The 25,100-nt window shown below is 73.9% G+C and carries 24 protein-coding genes and 1 pseudogene; 11 read left to right on the plus strand and 14 right to left on the minus strand.

The features are described from left to right. Nucleotides 1-42: 42 nt before the first annotated feature. Together B446_RS32875 and B446_RS32880 are read left to right on the plus strand one after the other, a co-directional pair. Nucleotides 43-1,041 (plus strand): SDR family oxidoreductase, encoded by a 999-nt coding sequence (locus B446_RS32875; protein WP_020943768.1) that lies wholly within the window; start codon nucleotides 43-45, stop codon nucleotides 1,039-1,041. A gap of 18 nt (nucleotides 1,042-1,059) precedes the next feature. Continuing rightward, on the plus strand, nucleotides 1,060-1,560 hold the full coding sequence (locus B446_RS32880; protein WP_020943769.1) for a metallophosphoesterase family protein: 501 nt from the start codon (nucleotides 1,060-1,062) through the stop codon (nucleotides 1,558-1,560). A 240-nt stretch (nucleotides 1,561-1,800) separates the two neighbouring features. Here the strand turns inward: B446_RS32880 and B446_RS32885 are convergent, their stop codons facing one another. From B446_RS32885 to B446_RS32900, 4 genes are read right to left on the minus strand one after another with little or no spacing between them, the layout of a single operon-like run. Continuing rightward, nucleotides 1,801-3,222, minus strand: coding sequence for an NAD(P)/FAD-dependent oxidoreductase (locus tag B446_RS32885; RefSeq protein ID WP_020943770.1), 1,422 nt, complete (start codon nucleotides 3,220-3,222; stop codon nucleotides 1,801-1,803). 32 nt (nucleotides 3,223-3,254) lie between these two features. Further along, entirely contained in the window at nucleotides 3,255-4,433 is a 1,179-nt protein-coding gene (locus tag B446_RS32890; RefSeq protein ID WP_020943771.1) for a DUF6545 domain-containing protein, read from the minus strand. A 58-nt stretch (nucleotides 4,434-4,491) separates the two neighbouring features. Continuing rightward, entirely contained in the window at nucleotides 4,492-5,661 is a 1,170-nt protein-coding gene (locus tag B446_RS32895; RefSeq protein WP_020943772.1) for a DUF6545 domain-containing protein, read from the minus strand. Then, on the minus strand, nucleotides 5,658-6,155 hold the full coding sequence (locus B446_RS32900) for a hypothetical protein (protein WP_043479589.1): 498 nt from the start codon (nucleotides 6,153-6,155) through the stop codon (nucleotides 5,658-5,660). The genes B446_RS32895 and B446_RS32900 overlap by 4 nt, the downstream gene beginning before the upstream one ends. 288 nt (nucleotides 6,156-6,443) lie before the next feature. On the opposite strand from B446_RS32900, the pseudogene B446_RS32905 reads away from it, so the two are divergent. After that, nucleotides 6,444-6,971, plus strand: a pseudogene (locus B446_RS32905) (alpha/beta fold hydrolase); the annotation flags it as partial. A gap of 16 nt (nucleotides 6,972-6,987) precedes the next feature. Here B446_RS32905 and B446_RS32910 read toward each other — a convergent pair. Continuing rightward, on the minus strand, nucleotides 6,988-7,419 hold the full coding sequence (locus B446_RS32910; protein WP_052352209.1) for a YrdB family protein: 432 nt from the start codon (nucleotides 7,417-7,419) through the stop codon (nucleotides 6,988-6,990). A gap of 351 nt (nucleotides 7,420-7,770) precedes the next feature. Here B446_RS32910 and B446_RS32915 point away from each other — a divergent pair, with 351 nt between their 5' ends. Then, entirely contained in the window at nucleotides 7,771-8,079 is a 309-nt protein-coding gene (locus B446_RS32915; RefSeq protein ID WP_020943776.1) for a WhiB family transcriptional regulator, read from the plus strand. A gap of 52 nt (nucleotides 8,080-8,131) precedes the next feature. On the opposite strand, the gene B446_RS39345 is transcribed toward B446_RS32915, so the two are convergent. Continuing rightward, nucleotides 8,132-8,620, minus strand: coding sequence for a hypothetical protein (locus tag B446_RS39345; protein WP_420010344.1), 489 nt, complete (start codon nucleotides 8,618-8,620; stop codon nucleotides 8,132-8,134). A 148-nt stretch (nucleotides 8,621-8,768) separates the two neighbouring features. On the opposite strand from B446_RS39345, the gene B446_RS32925 reads away from it, so the two are divergent. Further along, a complete protein-coding gene (locus tag B446_RS32925) occupies nucleotides 8,769-9,596 on the plus strand; it encodes an SCO6745 family protein (RefSeq protein ID WP_020943778.1) in 828 nt (275 codons plus the stop codon). Between the two features lie 167 nt (nucleotides 9,597-9,763). Beyond that, nucleotides 9,764-10,027 (plus strand): DUF4190 domain-containing protein, encoded by a 264-nt coding sequence (locus tag B446_RS32930; protein ID WP_020943779.1) that lies wholly within the window; start codon nucleotides 9,764-9,766, stop codon nucleotides 10,025-10,027. A gap of 28 nt (nucleotides 10,028-10,055) precedes the next feature. On the opposite strand, the gene ppk2 is transcribed toward B446_RS32930, so the two are convergent. Next, complete coding sequence (ppk2, locus tag B446_RS32935) at nucleotides 10,056-11,042, minus strand: polyphosphate kinase 2 (RefSeq protein ID WP_043479596.1); 987 nt, start codon at nucleotides 11,040-11,042, stop codon at nucleotides 10,056-10,058. A gap of 308 nt (nucleotides 11,043-11,350) precedes the next feature. Between ppk2 and B446_RS32940 the strand changes: the two genes are divergently transcribed. The 3 genes from B446_RS32940 to B446_RS32950 all read left to right on the plus strand — a co-directional run bounded on the left by B446_RS32940 (nucleotide 11,351) and on the right by B446_RS32950 (nucleotide 12,938). Continuing rightward, nucleotides 11,351-12,061, plus strand: coding sequence for a DUF4232 domain-containing protein (locus tag B446_RS32940; protein ID WP_020943781.1), 711 nt, complete (start codon nucleotides 11,351-11,353; stop codon nucleotides 12,059-12,061). Between the two features lie 100 nt (nucleotides 12,062-12,161). Next, nucleotides 12,162-12,557 carry a TraR/DksA family transcriptional regulator gene (locus tag B446_RS32945; RefSeq protein ID WP_020943782.1) on the plus strand — a complete coding sequence of 132 codons (396 nt, stop codon included), beginning with the start codon at nucleotides 12,162-12,164 and terminating at the stop codon, nucleotides 12,555-12,557. An 87-nt stretch (nucleotides 12,558-12,644) separates the two neighbouring features. Further along, the gene (locus B446_RS32950; RefSeq protein ID WP_043476942.1) at nucleotides 12,645-12,938 is read left to right on the plus strand and encodes a hypothetical protein; all 294 of its coding nucleotides are present in this window, start codon (nucleotides 12,645-12,647) and stop codon (nucleotides 12,936-12,938) included. 154 nt (nucleotides 12,939-13,092) lie between these two features. Here B446_RS32950 and B446_RS32955 read toward each other — a convergent pair whose 3' ends face one another. Genes B446_RS32955 through B446_RS32985 form a run of 7 tightly spaced genes read right to left on the minus strand, consistent with a single transcriptional unit; the run spans nucleotide 13,093 to nucleotide 20,847 of the window. Beyond that, the gene (locus tag B446_RS32955) at nucleotides 13,093-13,797 is read right to left on the minus strand and encodes an SRPBCC family protein (protein ID WP_020943784.1); all 705 of its coding nucleotides are present in this window, start codon (nucleotides 13,795-13,797) and stop codon (nucleotides 13,093-13,095) included. Between the two features lie 17 nt (nucleotides 13,798-13,814). Beyond that, the gene (locus B446_RS32960) at nucleotides 13,815-14,921 is read right to left on the minus strand and encodes an XdhC family protein (RefSeq protein WP_020943785.1); all 1,107 of its coding nucleotides are present in this window, start codon (nucleotides 14,919-14,921) and stop codon (nucleotides 13,815-13,817) included. Further along, entirely contained in the window at nucleotides 14,914-16,101 is a 1,188-nt protein-coding gene (locus B446_RS32965) for a vWA domain-containing protein (RefSeq protein ID WP_020943786.1), read from the minus strand. Before B446_RS32965 ends, B446_RS32960 begins: the two co-directional genes overlap by 8 nt. Then, nucleotides 16,098-16,979, minus strand: coding sequence for an AAA family ATPase (locus B446_RS32970; protein ID WP_020943787.1), 882 nt, complete (start codon nucleotides 16,977-16,979; stop codon nucleotides 16,098-16,100). Before B446_RS32970 ends, B446_RS32965 begins: the two co-directional genes overlap by 4 nt. Nucleotides 16,980-16,994: 15 nt before the next feature. Continuing rightward, nucleotides 16,995-17,849: an FAD binding domain-containing protein gene (locus B446_RS32975; protein WP_020943788.1), complete on the minus strand. Its 855-nt coding sequence runs from the start codon at nucleotides 17,847-17,849 to the stop codon at nucleotides 16,995-16,997. Continuing rightward, the gene (locus tag B446_RS32980) at nucleotides 17,846-20,368 is read right to left on the minus strand and encodes a xanthine dehydrogenase family protein molybdopterin-binding subunit (protein WP_020943789.1); all 2,523 of its coding nucleotides are present in this window, start codon (nucleotides 20,366-20,368) and stop codon (nucleotides 17,846-17,848) included. Before B446_RS32980 ends, B446_RS32975 begins: the two co-directional genes overlap by 4 nt. Further along, complete coding sequence (locus tag B446_RS32985; protein ID WP_020943790.1) at nucleotides 20,365-20,847, minus strand: (2Fe-2S)-binding protein; 483 nt, start codon at nucleotides 20,845-20,847, stop codon at nucleotides 20,365-20,367. The genes B446_RS32980 and B446_RS32985 overlap by 4 nt, the downstream gene beginning before the upstream one ends. Before the next feature lie 256 nt (nucleotides 20,848-21,103). On the opposite strand from B446_RS32985, the gene B446_RS32990 reads away from it, so the two are divergent. After that, nucleotides 21,104-23,146, plus strand: a complete 2,043-nt coding sequence (locus B446_RS32990) for an elongation factor G (RefSeq protein ID WP_020943791.1) — start codon at nucleotides 21,104-21,106, stop codon at nucleotides 23,144-23,146. 83 nt (nucleotides 23,147-23,229) lie between these two features. Further along, nucleotides 23,230-25,083 (plus strand): cellulase family glycosylhydrolase, encoded by a 1,854-nt coding sequence (locus B446_RS32995; RefSeq protein ID WP_043479609.1) that lies wholly within the window; start codon nucleotides 23,230-23,232, stop codon nucleotides 25,081-25,083. Nucleotides 25,084-25,100: the final 17 nt, after the last annotated feature.

Below are 25,100 nucleotides of genomic sequence, written 5' to 3' on the forward strand. Positions count from 1 at the left end.
ATCCGGGAACCGCACGCGTTCCCGCGAGAGGAGAAGAGGAAGATGCCCACCGTCGTCATCACCGGGGCCAGCGCCGGGATCGGCCGCGCCACCGCCCGCCTCTACGGCCGGCGCGGCGCCGACGTCGTGCTCGTCGCCCGCGGCAAGGGCGGCCTGGAAGCGGCCGCCGACGAGGTCGCGGCGCTCGGCGGGCGCCCCCTCGTCCAGACCGCCGACGTGTCCGACCCGGCCCAGGTGGAGGCCGTGGCCGAGGCCGCGGAGAAGGAGTTCGGCCCCATCGACGTGTGGATCAACTGCGCCTTCTCCAGCGTGTTCGCGCCGTTCGAGGAGATCACCCCCGAGGAGTACAAGCGGATCACCGAGGTGACCTACCTCGGCTTCGTCAACGGCACCCGTGCCGCGCTCAAGCGCATGCTGCCCCGCGACCGGGGCACCATCGTGCAGGTCGGCTCCGCGCTCGGCGAGCGGTCGATCCCGCTCCAGTCGGGGTACTGCGGGGCCAAGCACGCCGTCAACGGCTTCACCTCCGCCCTGCGCGTCGAACTGCTGCACCGCGGCAGCAACGTGCACGTCACCGTCGCCCAGATGCCGGCCGTCAACACGCCCCAGTTCGACTGGGTCCGCGACCGGCTGTCCCGACACCCCATGCCGGTGCCGCCGATCTACCAGCCGGAGGTCGCCGCGCGCGGGGTGGCGTACGCGGCGGACCACCCGCGCCGCAAGCAGTACTACGTCGGCGCCACCACCGTGGCCACGATCTGGGCCAACCGGCTGGCCCCCGCCCTGCTCGACCGCTACCTGGCCCGAACCGGCTTCGACTCCCAGCAGACCGACAGCGTCCCGCCGTCCGGCCTCGGCAACCTCTTCGAACCGGCCGACCGGGAGCGCGCCGACGACCAGGGCGCGCACGGCTCCTTCGACGAGGTCTCCCACGCCCGCTCGTGGCAGGAGATCCTGGTACGGCACCCGGCCGCCACCGTCCTCGGCACCGGCGCCGCCGTCCTGGGCGCGGTGAGCGCCATCCGGCGTCTGGCCTCCTGACGGGCCTAGGCTGGCGGCGTGCGCCTGCTCCTGATGTCCGACACCCACCTGCCCAAGCGCGCCAAGCGGCTCCCGGACCCGCTGCTCGCCGAACTCCCGCACGCCGACGTCGTGTTCCACGCCGGTGACTGGGTGGACACCGCCACCCTCGACCTGCTGGAGAGCCGCAGCCGCCGGCTGGTCGGCGTGTACGGCAACAACGACGGCCCCGAGCTGCGGGCCCGGCTGCCCGAGGTGGCGTACGCCGAACTCGACGGCCTGCGCTTCGGCGTGGTCCACGAGACCGGGCCCGCCAAGGGCCGCGAGGCCCGCTGCGCCGCCCGCTTCCCGGACCTGGACGTGCTGGTCTTCGGACACAGCCACATCCCCTGGGACAGCACCGCCCCCGGCGGACCGCGACTGCTCAACCCCGGCTCCCCGACCGACCGCCGCCGCCAGCCGTACCGCACCTACCTGACCGCGACCCTCGCGGACGGCACGCTCACCGACGTGACCCTGCACCGGCTGCCCGAGCGATAGCCGACCGGACCACGCCGCACGGCACCCCAGTCGCACGCGGTGCGTATCTGCGACGGCGACCGCGGCCGCCACTCAGGGCCCGGCGGCGCCGGCGCGCGGCCGCCGGGCCCGGCCCGCATGCCGGCGTGTCGCCGCCCGGTCCGCGAGCGCCCCGTCTCGGGCGGCGCCGAGTCGCCGGAGGGCGAGGGGCCCGGGGGAGCCGCCCGAGGCCGGGTGGCCGCCCGCCCGCGGCGCCCGACGCTACGGCGCGACCGGAGCCTCCTCGGACCTTCCGCCGCGGATGAGGCCGGCCAGGATCCCGTGTTCTCCCGGCGTCAACGGCGGACCCGACAGCGGCGGCAGCGAGGGGCCGTTGAGAGCGGCAAGGAGCGCTCCCGGCCGCATGAGCCGGGTGGGGGCGGCCCGCAGGCCGGTGACGTCCCACAGCGCCGATGCGGCCGTGTACGAGCCGGTCGCGGCCCGCGTGAGCCGCTTCGAGTACCTCGCGGCGAACAGGTCCGAGGCCGTCGGCTCGCCGCCGACGACTCCCGGGTACAGGACGTCGGAGCTGACGGCCAGCGTCCAGGCCCCCTCCACCGGCTTGGCCAGTTCACGCTGGATGCGGCGGGCGAGACCGGGGCCGCCCCACCGCCGGTGCACGTTCCGCGCGAGGATCCGGGCGCCCAGTGCCGCGACCGACATGCCTTGTCCGTAGGACGGGTTGAAGGTGGCCAGCGCGTCCCCCAGCACCACGAGACCGTCGGGCCAGGCGGGGGCCTTCTCCAGATAACGGCGGGCGTTGCTCGTGCTGTGGCTGGTGAACACCTGCGTGAGCGGTTCGGCGCCGGCGATGAGCTGACCCACGACGGGGTGCGGCAGAGCCAGCGCGTACTCCACGAACCCGTCCGGATCCCTCGGCGGTTCGCCCCCGCGGGACCCGCCGAGACTGACCATCCACCGGCCGCCCTCGATCGGGACGATCATCCCGCTGCGGCCCGGCTCGCCCGTGTGGGGGCGGGGCTGCACGAGCGTCAGCGGCCAGTCCTCGGCACCCCGCGGGACGCGGTAGATCCGCGTGGAGTTGACCAGGCCCGAGTCGACGGTCCGCTCCCGGATGCCGTCGATGCCGAGCCGCTCCAGCCACTTCACGATCCGCGAACCGCGCCCGCTCGCGTCCACCACGAAGTCGGCCTCCAGACTCTCCTCGGCACCGTCCGCCAGGACGCGGACGCCGGTGACCCGCTCACCGCTGCCCATCAGGCCGACGACCTGCGCCTGCCGGATCTCGATGCCCGCGCAGCTGTCCAGCACCGCCGTGCGCACGGCCCAGTCCAGCAGCGCCCGACTGCAGGTGATCATGGGGTGCTCGCGGCGGCGCCAGCGGTGGAACCAGCCCTCGGGGGTGAGCGCGATCATGTCCCGGGACAGGTGGATCTCGTGGGCGCCGGCCGCCAGGAGGTGCCCCCGCATGTCGGTGCCGGGGACGAGCGCGTCCATGGCCGCCAGCCCGCCGTCCATCATCAGGTGCGCGTGTCGGCCCTGGGGCACGCCCTTGCGGTGCTCGGGGGTGTCCGGGAGGGCGTCACGGTCCAGCACGACCACCTGGTCGACCACGGGGGCGAGCGCGGCCGCGGCCAGAATGCCGGCCACGCCGGCGCCGATGACGACAGCCTTACGCGACATGAGGTCTTCTCCTTGCTCAGTGGTGGAAGCCGTCACCGCACCGTTGCGCGGGACTCGTGGAAGTGGGGCAGCAGGGCCAGGGCCTGCGCGAGACGGACCAGTTCCTTCGTGCCGGACGTGGCGGGCAGGGGGTACCTGTCCCGCCCGTCCCGCTCGACTCCCGCGTCGTGCGGCACGGGGGCCGGGGACCGGGCTTCCTCGGCGGCGCCCACGACCATGGCGGCCTCGGAGATGACCCGCGCCTCGTCCGGCGCGTGTCCCCGGCTCGTGGCGCAGGCGAGCACCCGCCGGCCGAGGCCGAGGTCGAAGGCCGGGACGAGCTGGAGCAGGGCGTCGTGGATGGCGAGCTCCAGCATCTGCAGACGGGACTTGGGGAGCTGCCACCAGGCCGGGGAGGGCTTGGGCGCCGTCGTCACCGCCTTCACCTCTTCCCACAGGGGCCGGAGCTCCCGGCAGTCCTTGGCGCTGTCCCAGTGGCCGCGCGCCGCCGGCAGGAGCCGGGGCAGGACGAAGCCCAGGCTGCACACCAGCGCGCCGAGGGAGACCACGGGGGGCGCGACGGAGGTGGAGAGCCAGTCGAGGTCCCCGCCGGCCCACCGCGCCGCGACGGCGGTGATCTTCGTCAGCTCGAAGCCGGCCACGTCGAGGACCAGCCCCCACATGATCAGCCGCAGACCCGTCCGGAGCAGGCCGCCGACCGTACGGGACCACCTGAGACACACGACGATCATGATCACGGCGCACACGGCGTGCCCGATCAGGTAGAGGCTGATCATCTCCCGCATGTACGGGGTGCGGGCGTAGTAGGTGTCGAGGTCCCGGAGGCGTTCGACCGGGGCGTCGGCCAGCGCGAACAGGACGATGATCGCGACGATGAGCAGGCCGTAGGCGGCGATGATGCGCGAGACCATCCTGCGGACCTCGCCGGGAGGGCCGCCACGCCAGTTGATCAGCAGGACGAGCAGAGAGGCGCTGTAGGCGCTGATGGTCGAGTAGGTCAGGGGCGCACCGAAGTTCGGGACGCCGGTCAGCTCGTTGACCGCCGCCAGGGTCGCGGGGGCGGAGCACGCGAAGCAGCACGCCCCGAGGGCGACGGCGACGCAGGTCGAGGTCGTGAGCGGGGTGCGCGGCAGCAGGCGGGGACCCGCCGGGACCAGCAGCAGCGCCGCGGTCGCCAACACGGCCGCCGCGACGTAGACGACGAGGCTCATGCCTGGGAACTCCGATCAGGCTCGCGCGGGGAGGGGACGGTGTACCGCGAAGCCGGGGTCACGCGGTGCTTCCGGCGGCCGCGTCGGTGTGCGCCGGGGCCGGCCTGGCGCCGCCGGGGGCGTTGAGGGACCCGGCGATGCGGACCAGGACGGGCAGCTCCAGGTGCTGCGGCTGGAGCGGGCTGTGCCCCGCGTCCAGGACCGCGGGACGGCCGGCGCGCTCGCTCACGGCCGCGGCCGCGATGGTCGTGGCGAGAGCGTTCGCCTCGGCCTGCTCCAGGTCGTCCGTCCGTCGCAGCTCACGCTCGTAGGTCTGCTCGTACAGGGCCTGGTCGAGGTGCGCCTGGAGGGCGCTGAGGCCGTTGTGGATGCTGCTCTGCCGCCACGGCAGCCACACCAGCGGGGACAGCGGCCGGCGCAGTCGCAGCGTCCGCCGCTTGAGCAGGTCCTCGAGCTGCCGTTCCAGCGGGGCGAGTTGCGTGTACGCGCGCAGCTCGTGCCACCAGCGCGCGGCATGGTGTCCGACGAAGGGCAGGAGGACGCCGGTGACCGTGAGGAAGGCACCCGCTCCGGCGAAGCCGGGGGACAGCTCGGTGGCGAGGGCCGTCCAGTCCTCGCCGCACCAGCGGGCCACGGCCGCGACGAGCCTGGAGAGGCTGTAGCCGGCGCTCAGCGCGGTGCCGAGACCGAGCGTGAGGAGGCTCGCCCGCACCCAGCCGTGGACGGTAGTGCCCATGGCCCACCGCACGGACCACAGGCCGGTGACGGTGACGGCCGTCAGGTGGGCCACCAGATACAGCACGATCATCTCGCGGATGTACGGCGTGGTGGCGTAGTAGGTGTCGAAGTCGACCCGACGCTCGGCACGGGCGTCGCCGAGGGCGAAGAGGATGCCGATGGCGGCGATGACGACGGCGTAACTGATGATCCAGCGGCGGGCGGTCGCACGGCCGCGCCGGCCGTCACGCCAGTAGACGACGAGGACCAGGCACGCGGCGCTGTACGCGGTGATGACGGCGTAGGTGAGGGGAGCGGCGAGGTTCGCGACGCCGGTGGCCCGGTTGATCGCGCCCACGGTCGGAGGAGAGCCGAGGAGCCAGCACAGGCTCGCGAGGGCCAGGAGCGCGGTGATGGCGCGCAGGAAGGGGTCGCCGCGGTGACCGACGAGGTCGCGGAGCTTGAGCGCGAGGCCGAGCCAGAGAACGCCGCAGCTGATGTAGTTGATCACTTGGTTCCCCGGTAGTTGAGGGCAGCGCCGATGCGCCCGGCCACGTTGTCGGTGCCGCTCCTGGCCGCGTACACGGAATCCGGTGCCGCCTGGAGCCAGGGGCGCAGCCGCCGGGCGATCAGCAGGCCGAACGTCTCGGCCTCCTTCTCCGCGCACTCGACGAAGTCGGTCCGGGACGCGGCGCCCGGCCCCAGCGGGCCGATCGCCTCGTCCTTGTACATGTGCCACACCTCGTGACCGAAGATCACGAACTTGTGCCAGGTGGCCGCGTGTTCCTCGATGACGATGTGGTCGGCGACGTCACCGTCGGGGGCGCTGCGCTCCATCCACAGGCCGGTGGCCCGCAGCGAGGTGGGGAACGACCGCTCGTGCACGTGCACTTGGCGCCCCCGCCACCGGTTCACGGACCGGACGAGGGCCTCGAAGAGTTCGTCGGGATCCGCGGGCACCGGTACCTGGATGGGCTCGATCAACACGTCCGCCAGGCGCCGCATCTCCCGGTTGGTACGCGCCCGGTCGATCGCGGCGCTCACGAGCCGGCGCAGCTGACTGTCCGTACGCACTCTTCTCCCTGCGGACCTCGTGGGCGTGTGCGGTCGTGACATGCCGAACCCGCACCCTCGGTCCACCCTCCCGCATCCGAGGAGAAGAGAGTAAGGCGTGGGCCGGGCCGGGTGGGCCTGACGGGCACTCAAGATCCCATCCGTGGGCATTTGTCGTCGCTGCCCGGGGCCGTGGCGCCGTGGGGGCCGCATGGGCGGAGCCGCCCAGGGCACGGGATGGATGTCCGAGGCAGAGGAGGCCCGACCGACGCGCGGCACCGCCCGTACTCCAAGCGCGCCATGGCGGGCGACTGCGTGGCGCTGATGCGCGGCCTCGGGCACGACCGGTTCGCCGTCGTCGGGCACGACCGGGGCGCGTACGAGGCCACGCGCCTGGCCCTGGACCACCCCGAGGCCGTGTCGGCGGTCGGCGTGCTGGACGCCGTCCCCCTCGGGGAGGCACTGCGACGCTGTGACGCGACCTTCGCCGCGAGCTGGTGGCACTGGTTCTTCCTCGGGCAGACCGACAAGCCCGCCGAGCGTGTCATCGACGCGGACCCCGACGCCTGGTACAGGGCCACGGCCGAGCAGATGGGAGCCGAGGCGTACGAGGACCACCGGCAGGCGATCCACGACCCGGCCACCGTGCACGCCATGTGCGAGGACTACCGGGCCGGCCTCGGTGTCGACCGCGAACACGACGACGCCGACCGGCGGGCGGGCCGGCGCATCGACCGCCCGCTGCAGGTGCTGTGGGCCACCCGCGACCCGACCCGGCCGGCCGCTACGGGGCCGCCGCGCCCGGAGCGGGTTCAGTACCCCCCGGCGCGGGCCGGCGGAAGACCTCCGCCACGGTGACGTTCACGAGGGTCACCACCGCCACCGCCACGGCCCCGACCGGATGGCCCACCCCGTACAACGCCAGCGCACCACCGCCGAGCACCAGTCCCTTCACGAGCAACACGCCGGGCAGCGGCGGCCTGAAGGGTGCCCGGGGTGCGGCGAACAGCCCCCAGAGCGCCGCGGCGACGGCCGGTGTGCCGAGACCGAGCAGCACGCTGACCCCCACGCCGCCCCCCGAGGCGAAGCCCCACCAGCACAGCAGCCCCAGTGCCACGATCTCGATCAGGAACGCCAGCAGTTCGTTGGCCACGTACCAGGGCCGCCCATCGACGACCACCGCACGTCGTTCACCGTCGCTCGGCGTACGCCCCATGCGCCCCTCCCCGGATCCGCCCACGCGTCGAGGCCTCTGCATACCAGACGCGCCGCACTTCTACCTCCGCCCTACGGCCTGACGGACGGCCGGCCCCGGGTGTCGGCCGTCGCGTCCGCCGGGACTTCGCGGGTCATGGGCAGGGTCGGCAGCTTTCGTCGCCAGAGGTATCGGTCGCAAAGCCAAGCGCCCATATCGCCGCTGTGCCCGGAACGCAATTCCCGGTCATCCGAAGGTGTGATGCCGCGCAGCAGAGGAAGGAGTAATGGGCCGAACGGCGTAGTGTCATATGCCCGCTGCCTCCGACCGAGGCAACGGCACGGCGGGCAGGGGAGAGGACGGCATCACCGGATGACGGACACCGACTGGAGTGAGCAGGGGCTCTGCCGGACGGCCGACCCGGACGACTTGTTCGTCGAGGGCGCCGCGCAGAACCGCGCCAAGGCACTGTGCGGCGGGTGCGAGGTCCGGACCGAGTGCCTGGCCTACGCCCTCGACCAACGGATCGAGCACGGCATCTGGGGAGGGATGACGGAGCGCGAGCGCCGGGCCCTGCTGCGGCGTCGCCCGACCGTCGGCTCCTGGCGGCGCCTGCTGGAGACGGCCCGCGCGGAACACGACCGCACCCGGACCGCGGTCGTCGGCTCCAGGGCGAGCTGACCGGCCATCGCACCCGGCCGCGGCCCCGGACCCGGCGCTGCCCGGGTCACGGTCAGGAGGGGTAGCGCACGACCATGGCGGCCAGGAGTATCACCGCCGATGCCGTGAGCGCCGGGACCCGGTAGCGCCTCCACGCGGCCAGGGCCAGGCAGCCCGACCAGGCCGCGCCGGTGAGGGCGACGGCCGACGATCCGCTTGCCGCACCGACGGCGAGCGGGACGGGGGCCAGCAGGACCGTCGGCGGGATGATGACGAGCCGTGGTCCGATGCCCAGCCGCCGGTAGACGACGGTGAGGACGACCAGCGTGACCGCGAGGACGAGGGGGACGGCCGTCAGGTTCCACCAGGTGAGGCAGAGGCCGCCGTCCGGCCGGCAGGCCCGGTCGCCGCGGTGGCCGGACCAGGAGAGGTAGCCGCGCGCGCCGGTGGCCAGCACCGCTCCCGTGACAGCGGCTCCCAGCACCCGCGGCAGAGCGTGGTCCGGGCGCGCCGAGAGGGGCGAAGGGGCCGAAGAGGCCGGGGGCTCCGAAGAGGTAGTCATCGGGCCAGCTTCGCCGAGCGCGGAGCGCGGGTCCTGAGTACCCGTACCCAGATGCCGCCCGGCGCGGCAGGAGAGTCCCTCAGGTCACCGCACGGGGCCCGGGGTCAGCACTGTGCCCTGAGGCGTGACCGCGGGCAGGATGACGGTCATGACGCACACCGCCCGCCGCATGTTCGAGCTCCTGGAGCCGATCTGTCTCGTCACCTACTTCGCCGACGAGTGCAACGAGGAGCTGGCCGCGCTCGGTCACCGCACCTACTGGGACGGCTACTTCGCCAGCCGCGCCGCTCCACTGGGACGCGTGCCCGCGCAGGTCGTGCACGCGGCGTTCTACAACTTCGCCGAGGGGGAGGCGGCACGGCACATCCCGGGCGCATGGGAGACGATCCCGCCCGAGGCGTCCCTCGCCGCGCGGGAACGGGGCAGCGCGGCCTCCGTACGGCGCATCCTCGGCGCCGAACGGGCAGGTTCCCCGGGCCTGGTGCGTGCCGCCGACCTGACCACCAAGGCCGCGACGAGCGCACCCACCGAGGGCCGGCCGATGTACGCCGGGATGCGCGCCCTCCCGGTGCCGGGCGACCCGGTCGCCCGACTGTGGCACTCCGCGACCATGCTGCGCGAGCACCGCGGTGACGGGCACATCGCGGCGCTCGTCGGCGCGCGCATCGGTGGCACGGAAGCCCACGTGCTCGACGCGCTGGCGCAGGGCATCCACCCGCCGGAGTCGTTCGGACGCATCCACCACCTGCCGAAGGAGCGGCTGGCCGCGGTCATGGCCGGTTTGCGCGAGCGCGGACTGGTCGACGCCGACGGGCGGTTCACCGAAGCCGGCCGGGCCACCAAGCAGCGCGTCGAAGCCCTGACCGACGAACTCGCCGCCCCACCGTACGAGGCACTGTCCCCCGCCGAGCTCGCCGAACTGGTCGCCGAGCTCGAACCCCTCACGGCGGCCCTGGTGGCCGCCGGGTCACGGTGACGGGCGGCGGACAGGGCGTGCCGCGGACCGCCGGTCAGGTGGTCAATTCGACTTCCTACGCGCGCACTTGATCGCATCTGCCGGCAGGCATGACCGGGCCCTGACGGGCAACCAGAGAGGAACGAAAGAGGGAAGCGAAGCCGATCACGACAGTTGGGGAGACACCGATGGCGTCCTACAGCACAGGCAAGGCCAGCCGGACGAGCGGACTGGCGATCGCGGGACTCGTCTGCGGCATCGTCGGCCTCTTCTTCCTGCCCATCGTCCTGGGGCCGCTAGCCGTCGTCTTCGGCGTCATGGCGCTGCGCCAGACCGGTTCCGTGATGGCCAAGTGGGACATCGGCCTCGGAGTGGTCGACATCATCCTCATGATCGTGATGTTCGTCGTCGCCGCCCACAACGGCGGCAGCCTCACCTGGCACGTGGGCTGACCCGGCCGCGTCCGAAACGGCCGGGCCGTCAACGCGGGTCCGGGTGGTTGCCGGGGCCGCCGCCCGGTCCCGCCAGCGGCGTCGGCGAGAGGGCCGTCGGCTCCTCGCCCGGTTCGAGCAGGGTGTCCGCCGCACCCACGATCAGCGGATCGGGCGTGCCGACCGCCGCCGCGTCCTTGGCCGGGTAGTCGAACCGGTACAGCAGACTGCGCATCGCCTCCAGCCGGCCCCGCCGCTTGTCGTCGTTCTTCACCACCGTCCAGGGCGCGTGCGCGGTGTCCGTCGCCCGGAACATGTCGACCTTGGCCGCGGTGTAGTCGTCCCACCGGTCGAGCGAGGCCAGGTCGGTGGGCGACAGCTTCCAGCGGCGCACCGGGTCGACCTGCCGGATCGCGAACCGGGTGCGCTGTTCGGCACGCGACACCGAGAACCAGAACTTCACCAGCAGGGCGCCGTCGTCGGTGAGCAGCCGCTCGAACAGCGGTGCCTGGAGCAGGAACTGCTCGTACTCCTCCTGTGAGCAGAACCCCATCACCCTCTCGACGCCCGCCCGGTTGTACCAGGACCGGTCGAAGAAGACGATCTCGCCGCGCGCCGGCAGGTGGGCGACGTACCGCTGGAAGTACCACTGCCCGGCCTCTCGTTCGGTCGGCTTGTCCAGTGCCACCACCCGGGCGCCGCGAGGGTTCAGCCGCTCGGTGAACCGCTTGATCGTGCCGCCCTTGCCGGCCGCGTCCCGCCCCTCGCAGACCACGACGATCCGCTGGCCCGTCTCCTTCACCCAGCGCTGCAGCTTGAGCAGTTCGATCTGCAGGATGCGCTTGGTCCGCTCGTACTCCCGCCGTCCGATCAGATGGTCGTACGGGTGGTTCTCCCGCCAGGTCTCGATCGGCCGGCCGTCGCCGTCCAGGAGCACCGGCCGCTCCGGCTGCCGGTCGTCCACCGCGAGCCCGCGCAGCAGGTCGTCCGCCGGCTCCCCAGCCCGGCCCTCCTGTGCCTCGAGGTCCTGCCCCATGCCCTCCTGTGCCTCGAGCACCCGCTCCCGCTCGGTCACGCACACCGCCTTCCCGCCTCGCCACCCGCACCGCCGGTCCCCTTCTGCGTGCCCCGGCAGTCCGCATCCAGGCACACCGTTTCCGGGGGGTGGGCACCCGACGGCCCTGTTACTGAACACGGACAAAGCGGGGGAACGACGCCCACTTCCGTGCCGTCTACAAGGGTGCAGTGACCCAGACGATGCGGCCGGCCGCTCTGCGTGAGCGGACGGAGGTGCCGCGTCCACACCGACCACGCGTCCTCACCGATCACGGGGGAACTCTCATCATGACCACTCACCGTGCCCGCCGTACCGCCCGCACCGCCGCCCTCGCCGCCGCCACCGCCACGCTAGCGCTCGGCCTGACCGCCTGCGGCGGCTCCGGTGACGGCTCGAAGGCGGCGGGCGGCGACCACGCCGCCGGCGGCACGCAGAGCCGGACCGCGTCCGACGCGAACGCCAAGGGCGGCGCGGCGCGGGCCGAGACCGGCGGCGCCACCAGGGAGCAGGTGCGCTCGGAAAGCGCCTCCGGCGGGACGAACAAGATCGAGAACAAGGGCACGAAGGCCGCCGCCCGGCAGTGCCGCGGGGACGAGCTGCTGGTCACCGCGGTGCACCGGTTCGCGGGCCAGCAGGGCGACCACCTGCTGATCACCGCTTCGAACGCGGGCAGCACGCCGTGCTGGGTCACCTCGTACCCGGCCGTGAAGCTCGGCGACGACGTCGATGTCCCCACGCTCCCGCACTCCAAGAAGGACGCCCCGGGCGGCGGCAAGCACCTCACGCTGCGGGCCGGCGACAAGGTGTACAGCGCGGTGAACCTCTTCGACTACGGCTCGAAGAACCACACGGCACGCTCGTTCGCCATGGCGCTGCGCGGCGCCGACGGTCACGAGGGCCCCTTCTACTCGGTCGACGTCAAGGGCCGGAAGCCGCGGTTCAGCTGGAACGAGGCCGATGTGCTGAACTGGAACACCAAGAAGCCGTACGACTTCTGACGTCGGCCGGTCGCGCCACCCGTGCGGAAGCCCCAGGCGCAGGGGCAGGGGCAGGGGCAGGGGCAGGGAACAGGGGACCGCGAGGCAGTGTTCTTCCGGCATGGAAGACCTACCTCGGCACGGCCATGAGGAGCCCGGCCCGTCGGACCTCCCGGCCGTCCGCGCACGCCTGGCGGCCGACCGGGCCGACACCCTCGCCCGGGCGGCCGCGCTGGGCCGTGACTTCGACGGGATCGTCGCGGCGAACGCCTTGGTCGCGGTGGACGACGAGCACGACCCCGAAGGGGGTACGACGGCCTTCGAGCGGGCCCACGTCGCCGCCCTGATGGCGCAGACGCGCGAGCACCTGGAGGAACTGGACCGGGCGCTGGAACGGCTCGAACAGGGCCGGTACGGGCGGTGCGAGAGTTGCGGCGGGACGATTCCGCCCGAACGCCTCGAGATCCGTCCGGCGGCCACCACCTGCGTCGGCTGCGCCCGGTCCGGCCGCGCCTGACGCGGGGCGGTGACGACCCGCGCCGGGCCGAGCCCCGTCCGGCAATTCGTGAAGCTGAAAGGCGTGCCCCGGGGTACACGGGTCGGCATGGCACCCCATACTGATCGCATCAAGTCCCTGCGGGCCGTGCGGCAGCTACGCCGTATGCGCACCTTCTACGCGGCCGGCGCCCTGGTGTGGGCGGCGTCGACCGCCTGGACCGCCTGGCAGGCCCCCGGGGGCCGGCAGATGTGGGTGTCCGCCCTTCTTCTGGCCATCTTCACCGGCCTGCTGTTCACCGCCGCCCTGTGGCTCCAGCGCCTGCGGGTGGAAGCCCCGGCGGAGCCCGCGCACCACGCCGCACCGCGGCGGGCGACGCGGTCACGCCACGCACCCGCCTGACCTACCGCCGGACATCCCCCGGCACCGCCCCGCGACCCCCAGGGGCACAGGGGCCGAGCCGGGCCGACAGTCCCACCGCCCACCGCCCACCGCGTGCACGGCACCCTGCCGCACCGCACCGGCCGTCGCTGAGGCGGCAGGCGCCATGCCGCGGCTACCGTCGCGCGCCCTTCCGTCCCCGCCCGGACCGCGTCCGACCCCGGCGCCGCAGGCCCACGGCCGCCAGGGCGACGGCGGCGGCCGCCGCCAGTGCGGCCGCGACCCGCTTGGCCACCGGCAGTCCGGCGGTCCGCAGCAGGTCGAGCGGTTCCGCCTCCTCCCGGACCGGCGGTGCCGCCGCCCCCGTGCCGACCGGCGGTGCGGTGGCCCCCGCTTCGGCCGGCGGTGCCGCCGCCCCGGCCACGGGCGCGGCGGGGCGTTCGGCCAGTCGCTCCTCCAGGCAGGACGCGAACCGGCCCACCAGCCGGTCGCCCACCTCCGCCAGCACGCCGCGCCCGAACTGCGCCGGGCGCCCGGTCACCGTCAGATCGGTGTCCACCGACACCGCCGTGCCGCCGTCGCGCTCGGTCAGGGTGCCGGTGACCGTCGCCCGGGCCGTGCCCTGGCCCCGGGTCTCCCGGCCGCTCGCCACGAGCACCATCCGGTGCGCCCCCTCGTCCTGCTCCTCGAAGACCGCGGTGCCCCGGTACGTCACCGTGACCGGCCCGACCTTCACCTTCACCGAGCCGTTCACGGTCCTGCCGTCGTAGCTCTCCACCGCCGCGCCCGGCAGACACGGCGCGACGCGTTCGATGTCGAGGAGTGCGTGCCAGGCGTCGTCGACCGGGACGGGGACGGTGAACTCGTGGTGCAGCTCCATGACGTGCTCCTCGGGTCTCAGGGGGCGGCGGTCGGGTGGATGGCCCCGGCGGTGCCGGTCAGGGGCGCCCCGCTGCCGCCCCAGCGCAGGGCGACGATCTCCCCGGCGACGGACACCGCGACCTCCTCCGGCGTGCGGGCCCCGAGGTCGAGGCCGAGCGGCGAGCGCAGCCGGGCCAGCTCGGCCGCGGTGAGACCGGCCTCGGTGAGCCGGGCGCGCCGTTCGTCGTGGGTACGGCGGCTGCCCATCGCCCCGATGTAGGCGGCCGGCCGGCGCAGCGCCTCCTCCAGCAGCGGCACGTCGAACTTCGGGTCGTGGGTGAGGACGCAGATCACCGTGCGGTCGTCGGTGCCGGTGCTCCGCAGGTAGCGGTGCGGCCAGTCGACGACGACCTCCACACCGGCCGGGAAGCGCTTCGGCGTGGCGAAGACGGGGCGGGCGTCGCACACGGTGACCCGGTAGCCCAGGAAGTCGCCGATGCGGGCCACCGAGGCCGCGTAGTCGATGGCGCCGAAGACCAGCATCCGCGGCGGTGGCGCGAAGGACTGCAGGAACACGGTGACGGCGTCCTCACGGCGCTCCCCGTGCGGCCCGTAGTGCCGCAGGACGGAGGCACCGAGGGCGAGTTCGCCGCGCGCGTCGGCGCTGACCGCGACGTCCAGCCCGGCCGTGCCGAGGGTGCCCGCCGTGCGGTCCGGCCAGACGGCCAGGGTCGCGCCGCGCGGTGCCGGTCCGTCGACCACCGTGGCGACGGTCACCGGCTCGCCCGCCGCGACCGAGCCGGCCACCGCGTCGAACGCCGGATCGGTGGCGGCCGTGACCGGACGCACCAGCAGGGTGATCTCACCGCCGCAGGTGAGCCCGACGGCGAACGCGTCCTCGTCGCTGTATCCGAAGGTTTCGAGGCGTGCCTCGCCGCTCGCCGCGACCTCCTGCGCGAGTTCGAACACCGCGCCTTCCACGCAGCCGCCGGACACGCTCCCCACGACCTCGTCGTCGGGGCCCACCGCCATGGCGGCGCCGGGTCCGCGCGGCGCGCTGCGGCTGACCGCGACGACCGTGGCGAGCCCGAACGGGATCCCGGCCGCGTACCAGCGCTCCAGCGCCGGCAGGATCTCACGCACGCTGCGCTCCCTTCTCCAGAGCCGCACCGCTCGACGCCCCGCGCACCACCGCCGCCAGCCGTTCGAGCGCCGCCAGGCTGTGCCCCTCGACGAAGGCGTCCACGCTGGGCAGGGCCGCCGCCATCCCGGCGGCCAGCGGCGCGTAACCGGGGCGCGCCTTGCGCGGGTTGGCCCAGACCACCTGGTGGGCCAGGGCGTGCAGCCGGCGCATCTGCGCCCCGAGCAGTTCCGGGTCGCCGCGCTCCCAGCCGTCCGAGAGCAGGACGACGACCGCCCCGCGCGCCATGCCGCGCTGTCCCCAGCGGTTGAGGAACTCCCGCAGCAGCTCGCCGAGCCGGGTGCCGCCGCGCCAGTCCGGCACGGCCGCCGCGAGGGCCGTCATGGCCAGGTCCGGGTCGCGGTGGGCGAGTTCGCGGGTGACGCGGGTCAGCCGGGTGCCGATGGTGAACACCTCGGTGCGGCCCCCGCGCACCGCCGCGTGCGCGAACCGCAGGAGCGCCTCGGCGTACGGCGCCATGGAGCCGCTGACGTCGACGAGGAGGACCACCCGGCGGGGGCGGTGCACACGCGCGTGCCGCCGCAGCCGGGCCGGCTCGCCGCCGCGCCGGAGCAGTTCCCGCACCGTGCGGCGCGGGTCGACGTCCCCGCGCCGGGCCGGCCGCCGGCGGGCGGAGCGGCGGGTCTGCCCGCGCAGGGCGAACGCGACGAGCAGGCGGTGCAGTTGGGCGCGTTCGGCGGGGTCGAGTGCGGCGACGTCGCGGTGGCGCAGGACCTCGGCGGAGCTGGCGAGCGTGGCGGTGGGCGGGCCCGACGGCTCCCGCTCACCGGGCTCGCGCGCGCCGCCGTGCGCCTCCCGGCCGGCGAGCACGGGCCGGGGCGGGGCCGCGGCCGGCACGGCTCGGGACGTGTCCCCGCCCCGTGCGCCGAAGTACGCGGCGAACACCCGCTCGTACCGCTCCAGGTCGTCGTGCCCGCCGCACAACGTCGCCCGCCCGGCCCAGTACACGTCGGCCCGCATCCCGGCCCGCAACTCGTCCACGGCCCGCAGGAAGGCGTGCAGCCGCTCGCTGCCGGCCTCGAGCCCCGCCGCCCGCAACGCCCGCACGAATCCGACCAGCACGGCGTCACCCCCGAGGGCCCGTACACCCACCGTCGTCCCCTCCTCCCGTTCGTCCGTCATCGTCGGCCTCCCCGGGACGCCAGGACAGCGGTGAGGTCGAGGCCTCGGGCTCGGTCCGCGTCCTCGCGGTACTTGAGTGCCGAGCCCAGGGTCGCCACCGCCAGGTCGGCGTCCACCTCGCTCGCGCCCAGGGCGTGCAGTGCCTCGGCCCAGTCGATGGTCTCGGCCACCCCGGGCGGTTTGAGCAGGTCCGCGCCCCGCAGGGTCTGCACCAGCGCGGTGACCTGCTCGGCCAGCCGCGCCGAGACCTCCGGCAACCGCCGTCGCACGATGGCCAGTTCGCGGCCGAACGAGGGGTGGTCGAACCAGTGGTAGAGGCAGCGCCGCTTGAGGGCGTCGTGCACCTCCCGGGTGCGGTTCGAGGTGAGCACGACCACCGGCGGCTCCTCGGCGCGCAGCGTGCCCAGTTCGGGGATCGAGACGGAGTACTCCGACAGCAGCTCCAGCAGGAACGCCTCGAACTCGTCGTCGGCCCGGTCGATCTCGTCGACCAGCAGCACCGCCGGGTGGGTCTGCAGGGCCCGCAGCAGCGGCCGGGCGATGAGGAAGCGCCGGTCGTACAGCTCGCTCTCCAGCCGGTCCGCGTCCCTGATCCCGGCCGCCTCGGCCGCCCGCAGGTGCAGCAGCTGGCGCGGGAAGTCCCAGTCGTACAGGGCCTGCGAGGCGTCGATGCCCTCGTGGCACTGGAGCCGGATCAGGGGCGCGCCGAGCGCCTCGGCCAGGGCGGCGGCGAGCGCGGTCTTGCCCACGCCCGCGTCGCCCTCGCAGAACAGCGGCCGGTGCAGTCTCAGCGCCAGGAAGCAGGTGATCGCCAGTCCGTCGTCGACGAGGTACCCCGTCTCCTCCAGGCGGGCGCGCACCTGCTCCGGGTCGTCCATCCGGGTGATCGGCGCTCACCCCATCCCGGTGGCGGTCAGCACGGCCCGCCGGGTCAGCACCCGGGCGAGGTGCTCGCGGTATTCGGGCGAGGCGGCCAGGTCCTGGGCTGGCCGGGCGCCCTCGGCCGCCGCCTCGGCGGCCCGGGCCACCGCCCCGGGGCCGTCGGCCCCGGACAGCGCCTCCTCGGCGGCGGCGGCCCGCAGCGGGGTCGAGCCCATGTTGGTCAGCCCGATCCGCGCCTCGGCGACGTGCCCGTCGTCGCGCCGTACCAGCGCCGCCACCCCGACGATGGCCCAGGACTGGGCGACGGGGTGGAACTTCTCGTAGTGGAAGCCCCAGCCCTCCCGCTTCGGCACCCGCACCTCGACCAGCAGCTCGTCGGGCGCCAGCGCCGACTGGAGGTAGTCGACGAAGAACTCGCGCGCCGGGACCGCGCGCCGACCGCCCGGTCCCGCGACGACGAGTTCGGCGTCCAGGGTCAGGGCCACGGCGGGCAGGTCACCGGCCGGGTCGGCGTGCGCGAGGGAACCGCCGAGGGTGCCCCGGTGCCGTACGGCGGGGTCGGCCACCGTGGCCGTCGCCTGGGCCAGCAGCCCGGCGTGCCGGCGCACCAGCGGGTCGTGGACCACCTCGTGGTGCGTGGTCATGGCGCCGATGACCAGGCTGTCGCCGTCCTCGCGGACGCCGCGCAGCTCCGGGATCCGGCCGACGTCCACGACCAGTTCGGGGAAGGCGAGCCGCAGCCGCAGCAGCGGCAGCAGGCTCTGCCCGCCGGCCAGCACCTTGGCCTCGTCACCCGCGTCGGCGAGCGCGCGCAGCGCCTCGTCCACGCTCTCGGGACGGGTGTAGTCGAACGTGGGGGGAATCATGCCGAACCCTCCGTTCCCGGCGGGACCGGCCCCTCGGGTCCGCCGTCCGGGCCGATGTCGCCGTACTGGCCGATGTCGCCGGACCGCGCCGCCTGTCCGGACTGCCCGGACTGGGCCGGGCCCGTCCCGCCGGTCTCCGCGGTGGCTCCGGTGGCTCCTGAGCGGGCCGCCCGGATCGCCTGCCACACCCGGTGCGGGGAGCAGGGCATGCGTACGTCCCGGACGCCGAGCGGCCGCAGCGCGTCCACCACGGCGTTGACCACGGCGGGTGTGGAGGCGATCGTCCCGGCCTCGCCGACGCCCTTGACCCCCATGGAGTTGCCGACGGCCGGGGTCTCCGTGCGGTCGGTGACGAAGTCGGGCAGGTCCGCCGCCGACGGCACGAGGTAGTCGGCCATGGTGCCGGAGACCAGGTTGCCCTCGTCGTCGTAGACGGCCTCCTCGAACAGCGCCTGCGCGATGCCCTGGGCGAGACCGCCGTGCACCTGCCCCTCGACGATCATCGGGTTGACGACCCTGCCGACGTCGTCGACGCAGACGTAGGAGCGGATGCTCGTCTTCCCGGTCTCGGTGTCCACCTCGACCGCGCACAGGTGGGTGCCGTGCGGGTAGGAGAAGTTCTCCGGGTCGAGCACCGTCTCGGCGTTGATGGACGGCTCGACGCCGTCGGGCAGGTCGTGGCCGGTGAACGCGCCGAGGGCGATCTCCTGGATGGTCCTGCGGGCCTCGGGCGAGCCCTTGACGGAGAAGGCGCCGCCCTGGAACTCCAGGTCCTGCTCGCTCGCCTCCAGCAGGTGCGCGGCGATCCGCCGGGCCTTCTCGACGACCTTCACGGCCGCCCGGTGCACGGCCTCGCCGCCGACGGCCAGCGACCGCGAGCCGTAGGTGTCCATGCCCTGCGGGGCCGCCCGGGTGTCGCCGTGCACCACCTCGACGTCCTCGAACGGCACGCCCAGCACGTCGGCCGCGATCTGGCTCCAGCAGGTCACGTGGCCCTGGCCGTGCGGACTGGTGCCGGTGACGACCTCGACCTTGCCGGTGGGCAGCATGCGGATGGCCGCCGCCTCCCAGCCGCCGGCCCCGTACCTGAGGTCGCGCAGCACCCGGCTCGGTGCGAGACCGCACATCTCGGTGAAGGTGGAGACGCCGATGCCGAGGCGTACGGCGTCGCCGCGCTCGTTGCGTTCGCGCTGCTCGGCGCGCAGGTCGTCGTACCCGAACAGGGCCAGCGCCTTCTCGGTCGCCGCCTCGTAGTCGCCGCTGTCGTAGGTCAGCCCGGCGATCGTGGTGTACGGGAACTCCTCGTGCCGGATCCAGTTGCGGCGGCGCACCTCCACCGGGTCGAGGCCGAGTTCGAAGGCCAGCTCGTCCATGGTCCGCTCGATGGCGAACGTGGCCTCCGGGCGGCCGGCGCCGCGGTAGGCGTCGGTCGGCGTGCGGGTGGTGAAGACCCCGGTGCAGGTGAACTCGTAGGCGTCCATCTTGTAGATCGCCGGGTACATGAAGGCGCCGAGGATCGGGATGCCCGGGGTGACGAGCATGAGGTAGGCGCCCATGTCGGCGAGCAGGTCGACCTTCAGGCCGAGCAGCCTGCCCTCGCGGGTGGCGGCGATCTCGACGTCCTGGATCATGCCGCGGCCGTGGTGGGTGGCGAGGTAGCCCTCGGAGCGGGACTCGGTCCACTTCACCGGGCGGCCGAGCCTGCGGGCCACCGCCAGTGCCACGGCCTCCTCGCCGTACACCTGGAGCTTGGAGCCGAAGCCGCCGCCCACGTCCGGCGCGATCACCCGCAGCTTGTGCTCGGGGATGCCGGTGACCGTGGCGAGCATGATCCGCAGGATGTGCGGGATCTGGGTCGCCGAGTGGACCGTGTACTCGCCGGAGGCGGCGAGCGGGGTGACGACGACCGCGCGCGGCTCCATGGCGTTGGGGATGAGCCGCTGCTGGTGGTAGCGGCGCTTCAGGGTGACCTCGGCGCGCTCGCGCACCGACGCGAAGCTCTCGCCGGTGGCCAGCGGCCAGGTGTAGCAGCGGTTGGTGCCCTTGTCGGCGTGGACCAGCGGGGCGCCCTCGGCGAGCGCGGCCTCCAGGTCGAGCACCGGGGGCAGCGGGTCGTAGTCGACCTCGATCGCCTCCAGCGCGTCGGCGGCCGCGTACCGGTCGCGGGCCACCACGACCGCCACCGGGTCACCGGCGTGCCGTACCTCGTCGACGGCGATCGGCGGGTGGTCGGGCAGCACGATGTCCTCGGTGACCGGCCAGGCGCAGGGCAGCGGGCCCAGGCCCTCGGCGAGGTCGGCGCCGCTGAACGCGGCGACGACGCCAGGGCGTTCCAGGGCGGGGGAGACGTCGACGCGCGTGACGCGGGCGTGGGCCATCGGGCTGCGCAGGATGGCCAGGTGGAGCAGTCCGGCGAGCTGGATGTTGTCGGTCCAGTTGGTCTGGCCGGTGATCAGCCGGGCGTCCTCCTTGCGCAGCCGGGAGCGGCCGATCTCGGGTCCCACGGCCTGGTCGGTCATGCCGTGACCTCCTCGGAGACCTCGGCGCCGGCGGCGTCGAGCACCGCGCGGACGATGTTCTGGTAGCCGGTGCACCGGCAGAGGTTGCCCTCCAGGGCGTGGCGGACCTCGTCGGAGGTGGGGTGCGGGTTCTCCCGCAGCAGGTCGCGCGCCGCCATGATCATCCCGGGGGTGCAGTAGCCGCACTGCAGGCCGTGCCGCTCGTGGAAGGCGCGTTGCAGCGGGGTCCACTCGCCGTCCCGGGCCAGCCCCTGGATCGTGGTCACCTCGCAGCCGTCCGCCTGTACGGCGAGGACCGAGCAGCTCTTGGCGGTCGCGCCGTCCAGGTCGACCGTGCACGCGCCGCAGTTGGAGGTGTCACAGCCGATCGGGGTGCCCGTCAGGCCGAGGCGGTCGCGCAGGTAGTGGGCGAGCAGGAGACGGGGTTCCACGTCGTCGTCGTACGTCGTGCCGTCCACGTTCACCGAGATGTGGGTCATGGGTGCCCTCCAGACCGAGCCGGGCGGGGGCGTCGGAAATCAGCCACCGGGCGTGATGTAGGTCACTCTAAGTCCGTGCCCTGCGGGCGGCGAGCGCTGCGACGGGGGATTCGTTGAACATTAATCCATTGCTGCCGGGCGGCCGTCCCTGCTGCACTGCACGGGACCCGACGCCACACGAGAGGACCCCCGATGCGCACTGCGTGCATGTCCACCGAGGAAGGAATCCACCCCATGCCGAAGGACATCACGCTCAGTGCACCTGCTCAATCTCGGAATCCTCGCCCATGTCGACGCCGGTAAGACCAGCCTGACCGAACGGCTGCTGCACACGGCCGGCGTCACCGACGAGATCGGAAGCGTCGACCGGGGGAGCACCCGGACCGACACACTCGCCCTCGAGCGGCAGCGCGGGATCACCATCAAGTCGGCGGTGGTCTCCTTCCCGCTCGACTCGGTGACCGTCAACCTCATCGACACCCCCGGCCACCCCGACTTCATCGCCGAGGTGGAACGGGTGCTCGGGGTGCTGGACGGGGCGGTCCTGGTCGTCTCGGCCGTCGAGGGTGTCCAGGCGCAGACCCGCGTCCTCATGCGCACCCTGCGCCGACTGCGCATCCCCACCCTCGTCTTCGTCAACAAGATCGACCGGCGCGGCGCGCGCGACGCCTCCGTGCTGGACGAGATGACCCGCCGGCTCGCCGTGCCGCTCGTCCCGATGGGGACCGCCGCCGGGCTCGGCACCCGCGCCGCCCGGTTCGTCCCCGGGCTCGGCCCGTCCGCGCTCGACGTGCTCGCCGACCACGACGACGACCTGCTCGCCGCCTACGTCACCCACGGGATCTCCGCCGGCCGGCTGGACGCGGCCCTGGTCGCCCAGACCCGGCAGGGCCTGGTCCACCCCGTCTGGTTCGGGTCCGCCCTCACCGGTGCCGGCGTCGCCGAACTCGTCACCGGCGTCGAACGGCTGCTGCCGCCCGCCTCCGGCGACCCGGACGGCCCGCTGTCCGGCACGGTGTTCAAGGTGGAACGGGGCCCGGCGGGGGAGAAGATCGCCTACGCCCGGATCTTCTCCGGCACCCTGCGCGTACGCGACCGCGTCCCATTCAGCCACGGCGCCGAGGAGGGGGACGGCCGCGGGGAGGGCAGCGCCCGCCGGAAGGGTGACGGCCGTGGGGCGGGCGACGGTCGCGTGGAGGGCAGGATCACCGCCCTCACTGTCTTCGACCACGGCGGCGACGTCCGGCGGGAGGAGGCGGGCGCGGGCCGGATCGCCCGGCTGTGGGGCCTCGGCGGCGTCCGGATCGGCGACGCGCTCGGCACGCCGGGCCGGGCCACCGGGCACCACTTCGCCCCGCCCACCCTGGAGACGGTCGTCGTGCCCGGGCCCGGCACCGACCGGCGAGCGCTGCACCTCGCCCTCACCCAGCTGGCCGAACAGGACCCGCTGATCGGCGTCCGCCACGACGAGCTGCGCAAGGAGACCTCCGTCTCCCTCTACGGCGAGGTGCAGAAGGAGGTCATCGAGTCCACCCTCGCCGACGAGTACGGCCTGGACGTCACCTTCCGGGAGACGACCACCCTGTGCGTCGAACGGCCGGCGGGCAGCGGAGCGGCGGTGGAGTTCAACAGGAAGGACGGCAACCCCTTCCTCGCCACCGTCGGCCTGCGGGTGGACGCGGCACCGCCCGGCTCGGGGGTGCGCTTCGGCCTGGAGGTGGAGCTCGGCTCCATGCCGTACGCCTTCTTCAAGGCCGTCGAGGACACCGTGCGCGACACGCTCGGGCAGGGACTGCACGGCTGGCAGGTCACCGACTGCGCCGTCACCATCACCCACTCCGGCTACTCGCCCCGGCAGAGCCACGCCCACCAGGGGTTCGACAAGAGCATGTCCAGCACCGGCTACGACTTCCGCGGCCTGACCCCGCTGGTCCTGGTCGAGGCGCTGCGCCGGGCGCGCACGGTGGTGTACGAGCCCATGCACCGCTTCCGGATCGAGGCCCCGGCGGACACCCTGGGCGCCCTGCTGCCGGTGCTGGCCCGGCTGGGCGCGGTTCCGGAGAGCACGGGCGGCCGCGATCGGGCCGGTGTCCTGGAGGGTGCCGTGCCCGCCGCCCGGGTCCACGAGCTGGGGCAGCGGCTGCCCGGGCTCACCCGCGGCGAGGGCGAGCTGGAGACCGCCTTCGACCACTACGCGCCGGTCGCCCGGGGTCCGCTGCCCGAGCGCCCGCGCACCGACCACAACCCGCTCGACCGGAAGGAGTACCTGCTGAACGTGACGCGCCGGGTGGGCGACTGACCGCATCCCACTGACGGGCACTCAACTTACTCGGAAGTCAGTCGGTATTGACGTCGGCCGGACCCCGCCGGACTGTGGTGTACATGCCGAATATCGGGGCCCGTCTGCTGCTGGTGCTGGTCGTCCTCTGCGGATTCCTGACGGTGGCGGGCGCGCCGCCCGCCACCGCCGCCACCCCCTCCGGTTCCCTCTGGTTCGACGGCGGCCCGCTCACCGTGCGCGGCGGCCGCCTCGTCGACGGTCAGGGCCGCGAGGTCGTGCTGCGCGGGTACGACGTCTCGGGCGAGACCAAGCTGGAGGAGAACGGCGGCCTGCCCTTCGCCTCGGCCGCCGACGCCCGCACGTCGGCGATCGCGCTGCGCGCCCTCGGCGGGGGCAACGCGGTCCGCTTCCCGCTCTCCTGGGCGCACGCCGAACCCGTGCGCGGCCAGGTGGACACCGCCTACCTGACCGCGGTCACCGAGCAGATGAGGGCCTTCCTCGACGCGGGCATCCGCGTCTACCCCGACTTCCACCAGGACCTGTACTCCCGGTACCTGTTCGACACGGGCAGTTGGTACACCGGTGACGGCGCCCCCAAGTGGGCCGTGGACGCCGGGAGTTATCCCAAGGAGTCCTGCGGGATCTGCCTGTTCTGGGGGCAGAACATCACCCAGAACGCGGCCGTACGGCAGGCGCAGTACGACTTCTGGCACAACGCCCACGGCGTCCAGGACGCCTTCCTCGGCACCGCCCAGGCGGCCATGACCTACCTCCAACAGCACCTGAGCGACGACGAGTTCGCGGGTGTCGTGGGCTTCGACCCGTACAACGAGCCGTACGCGGGCACGTACGACCCCGGGCAGTCCTCCCGCAGCTGGGAACGTGACCTGCTCTGGCCGTTCTACACCCGCTTCCGGGCCCGTATGGACGCCGCGGGCTGGCAGGACAAGCCCGCCCTCGTCGAGCCCAACCTCTTCTGGAACGCCAACATCCCCGCCCAGCGGCAGGAGGGCGGACTGCTGGACGCGGGCACGCTCGGCCCCGGCTACGTCCTCAACACCCACTTCTACGACCAGAAGGCCATCTCCGGCATCCTGATGTGGGGCAAGGCGGCCGACGGACAGTACGCCGCCGACTTCGCCGCCGTCCGCGACCGGGCCACGGCCGCCGGGACCGCCGCCGTGGTCAGCGAGTTCGGGCACCCGCTCTCGGGCACCGTCTCCGACAAGGCGCCGACCGTCCTCAAGGCGATGTACCAGGGCCTCGACTCCCGCCTGCCGGGCGCCCGTTGGTGGACGGACCCGGCCGCCTCCGGTCCGGTGCTGTCCGGCTCGCAGTGGCAGTGGGACCTCTACAGCGGCCGGCACCACGAGCCGATGAACGGCAATCCCGGCAAGGTGGTCACCTCCGGCGACGGCTGGAACGGCGAGGACCTCTCCGCGGTCCGGCTCGACGACACGGGCACCCCGGTGCTGCGCCAGGACGCCCGGCTGCTCGACCGGCTCTACCCGAGCGCCACCGCGGGCAGCGCCCTCGCCTTCACCTACGAGGACCGCTCCCGGGACGGCTCGTCCACCCTGACCTGGAACCCGGTGCCGGCCGGCCTGCCGGCCACGGCCCGGCTGGTGGGCTCGGGCCAGTACGGGCTGCTGGTGTGGCGCTCCGGCGCCGGCGCACCCACCGAACTGCACCTGCCGGCGTCCTTCCCGACCCCGGCCACCACCGTCGTCTCCGACCTGGGCACGGTCTGCGGGCCGCCCGCCTACGGCGCGGGCACCCCGGTCGGCGTGGCGCCCGAACCGGGCGGCACGGGCAGCCGGCGGCTGCTGCTCACCACCACGGACTCCGGCGTCCCGCACTTCGCCCTGGTGACCAACGGGGCGACGGCCCCCTCGGCGGACCTGCTGGACGCGGCGCGTGCCGAACTGGCCGCCTGGACCGCGGCGCACTTCTGAGGGGAGCGCGTCCACCC

The sequence above is a fragment of the Streptomyces collinus Tu 365 genome (assembly GCF_000444875.1).
GTDB lineage: Bacteria > Actinomycetota > Actinomycetes > Streptomycetales > Streptomycetaceae > Streptomyces > Streptomyces collinus_A.

Coding starts and splice junctions, on each gene's coding strand:
- B446_RS32985 (WP_020943790.1), bottom strand. CDS start 20,847: ATGACCCACATCTCGGTGAACGTGGACGGCACGACGTACGACGACGAC.
- B446_RS32875 (WP_020943768.1), top strand. CDS start 43: ATGCCCACCGTCGTCATCACCGGGGCCAGCGCCGGGATCGGCCGCGCC.
- B446_RS32950 (WP_043476942.1), top strand. CDS start 12,645: ATGGCACCCCATACTGATCGCATCAAGTCCCTGCGGGCCGTGCGGCAG.
- B446_RS32925 (WP_020943778.1), top strand. CDS start 8,769: ATGACGCACACCGCCCGCCGCATGTTCGAGCTCCTGGAGCCGATCTGT.
- B446_RS39345 (WP_420010344.1), bottom strand. CDS start 8,620: ATGACTACCTCTTCGGAGCCCCCGGCCTCTTCGGCCCCTTCGCCCCTC.
- B446_RS32970 (WP_020943787.1), bottom strand. CDS start 16,979: ATGGACGACCCGGAGCAGGTGCGCGCCCGCCTGGAGGAGACGGGGTAC.
- B446_RS32890 (WP_020943771.1), bottom strand. CDS start 4,433: ATGAGCCTCGTCGTCTACGTCGCGGCGGCCGTGTTGGCGACCGCGGCG.
- B446_RS32910 (WP_052352209.1), bottom strand. CDS start 7,419: ATGGGGCGTACGCCGAGCGACGGTGAACGACGTGCGGTGGTCGTCGAT.
- B446_RS32965 (WP_020943786.1), bottom strand. CDS start 16,101: ATGACGGACGAACGGGAGGAGGGGACGACGGTGGGTGTACGGGCCCTC.
- B446_RS32995 (WP_043479609.1), top strand. CDS start 23,230: ATGCCGAATATCGGGGCCCGTCTGCTGCTGGTGCTGGTCGTCCTCTGC.
- B446_RS32975 (WP_020943788.1), bottom strand. CDS start 17,849: ATGATTCCCCCCACGTTCGACTACACCCGTCCCGAGAGCGTGGACGAG.
- B446_RS32980 (WP_020943789.1), bottom strand. CDS start 20,368: ATGACCGACCAGGCCGTGGGACCCGAGATCGGCCGCTCCCGGCTGCGC.
- B446_RS32900 (WP_043479589.1), bottom strand. CDS start 6,155: ATGCGGCGCCTGGCGGACGTGTTGATCGAGCCCATCCAGGTACCGGTG.
- B446_RS32915 (WP_020943776.1), top strand. CDS start 7,771: ATGACGGACACCGACTGGAGTGAGCAGGGGCTCTGCCGGACGGCCGAC.
- B446_RS32885 (WP_020943770.1), bottom strand. CDS start 3,222: ATGTCGCGTAAGGCTGTCGTCATCGGCGCCGGCGTGGCCGGCATTCTG.
- B446_RS32945 (WP_020943782.1), top strand. CDS start 12,162: ATGGAAGACCTACCTCGGCACGGCCATGAGGAGCCCGGCCCGTCGGAC.
- B446_RS32955 (WP_020943784.1), bottom strand. CDS start 13,797: ATGGAGCTGCACCACGAGTTCACCGTCCCCGTCCCGGTCGACGACGCC.
- B446_RS32930 (WP_020943779.1), top strand. CDS start 9,764: ATGGCGTCCTACAGCACAGGCAAGGCCAGCCGGACGAGCGGACTGGCG.
- B446_RS32940 (WP_020943781.1), top strand. CDS start 11,351: ATGACCACTCACCGTGCCCGCCGTACCGCCCGCACCGCCGCCCTCGCC.
- ppk2 (WP_043479596.1), bottom strand. CDS start 11,042: ATGGGGCAGGACCTCGAGGCACAGGAGGGCCGGGCTGGGGAGCCGGCG.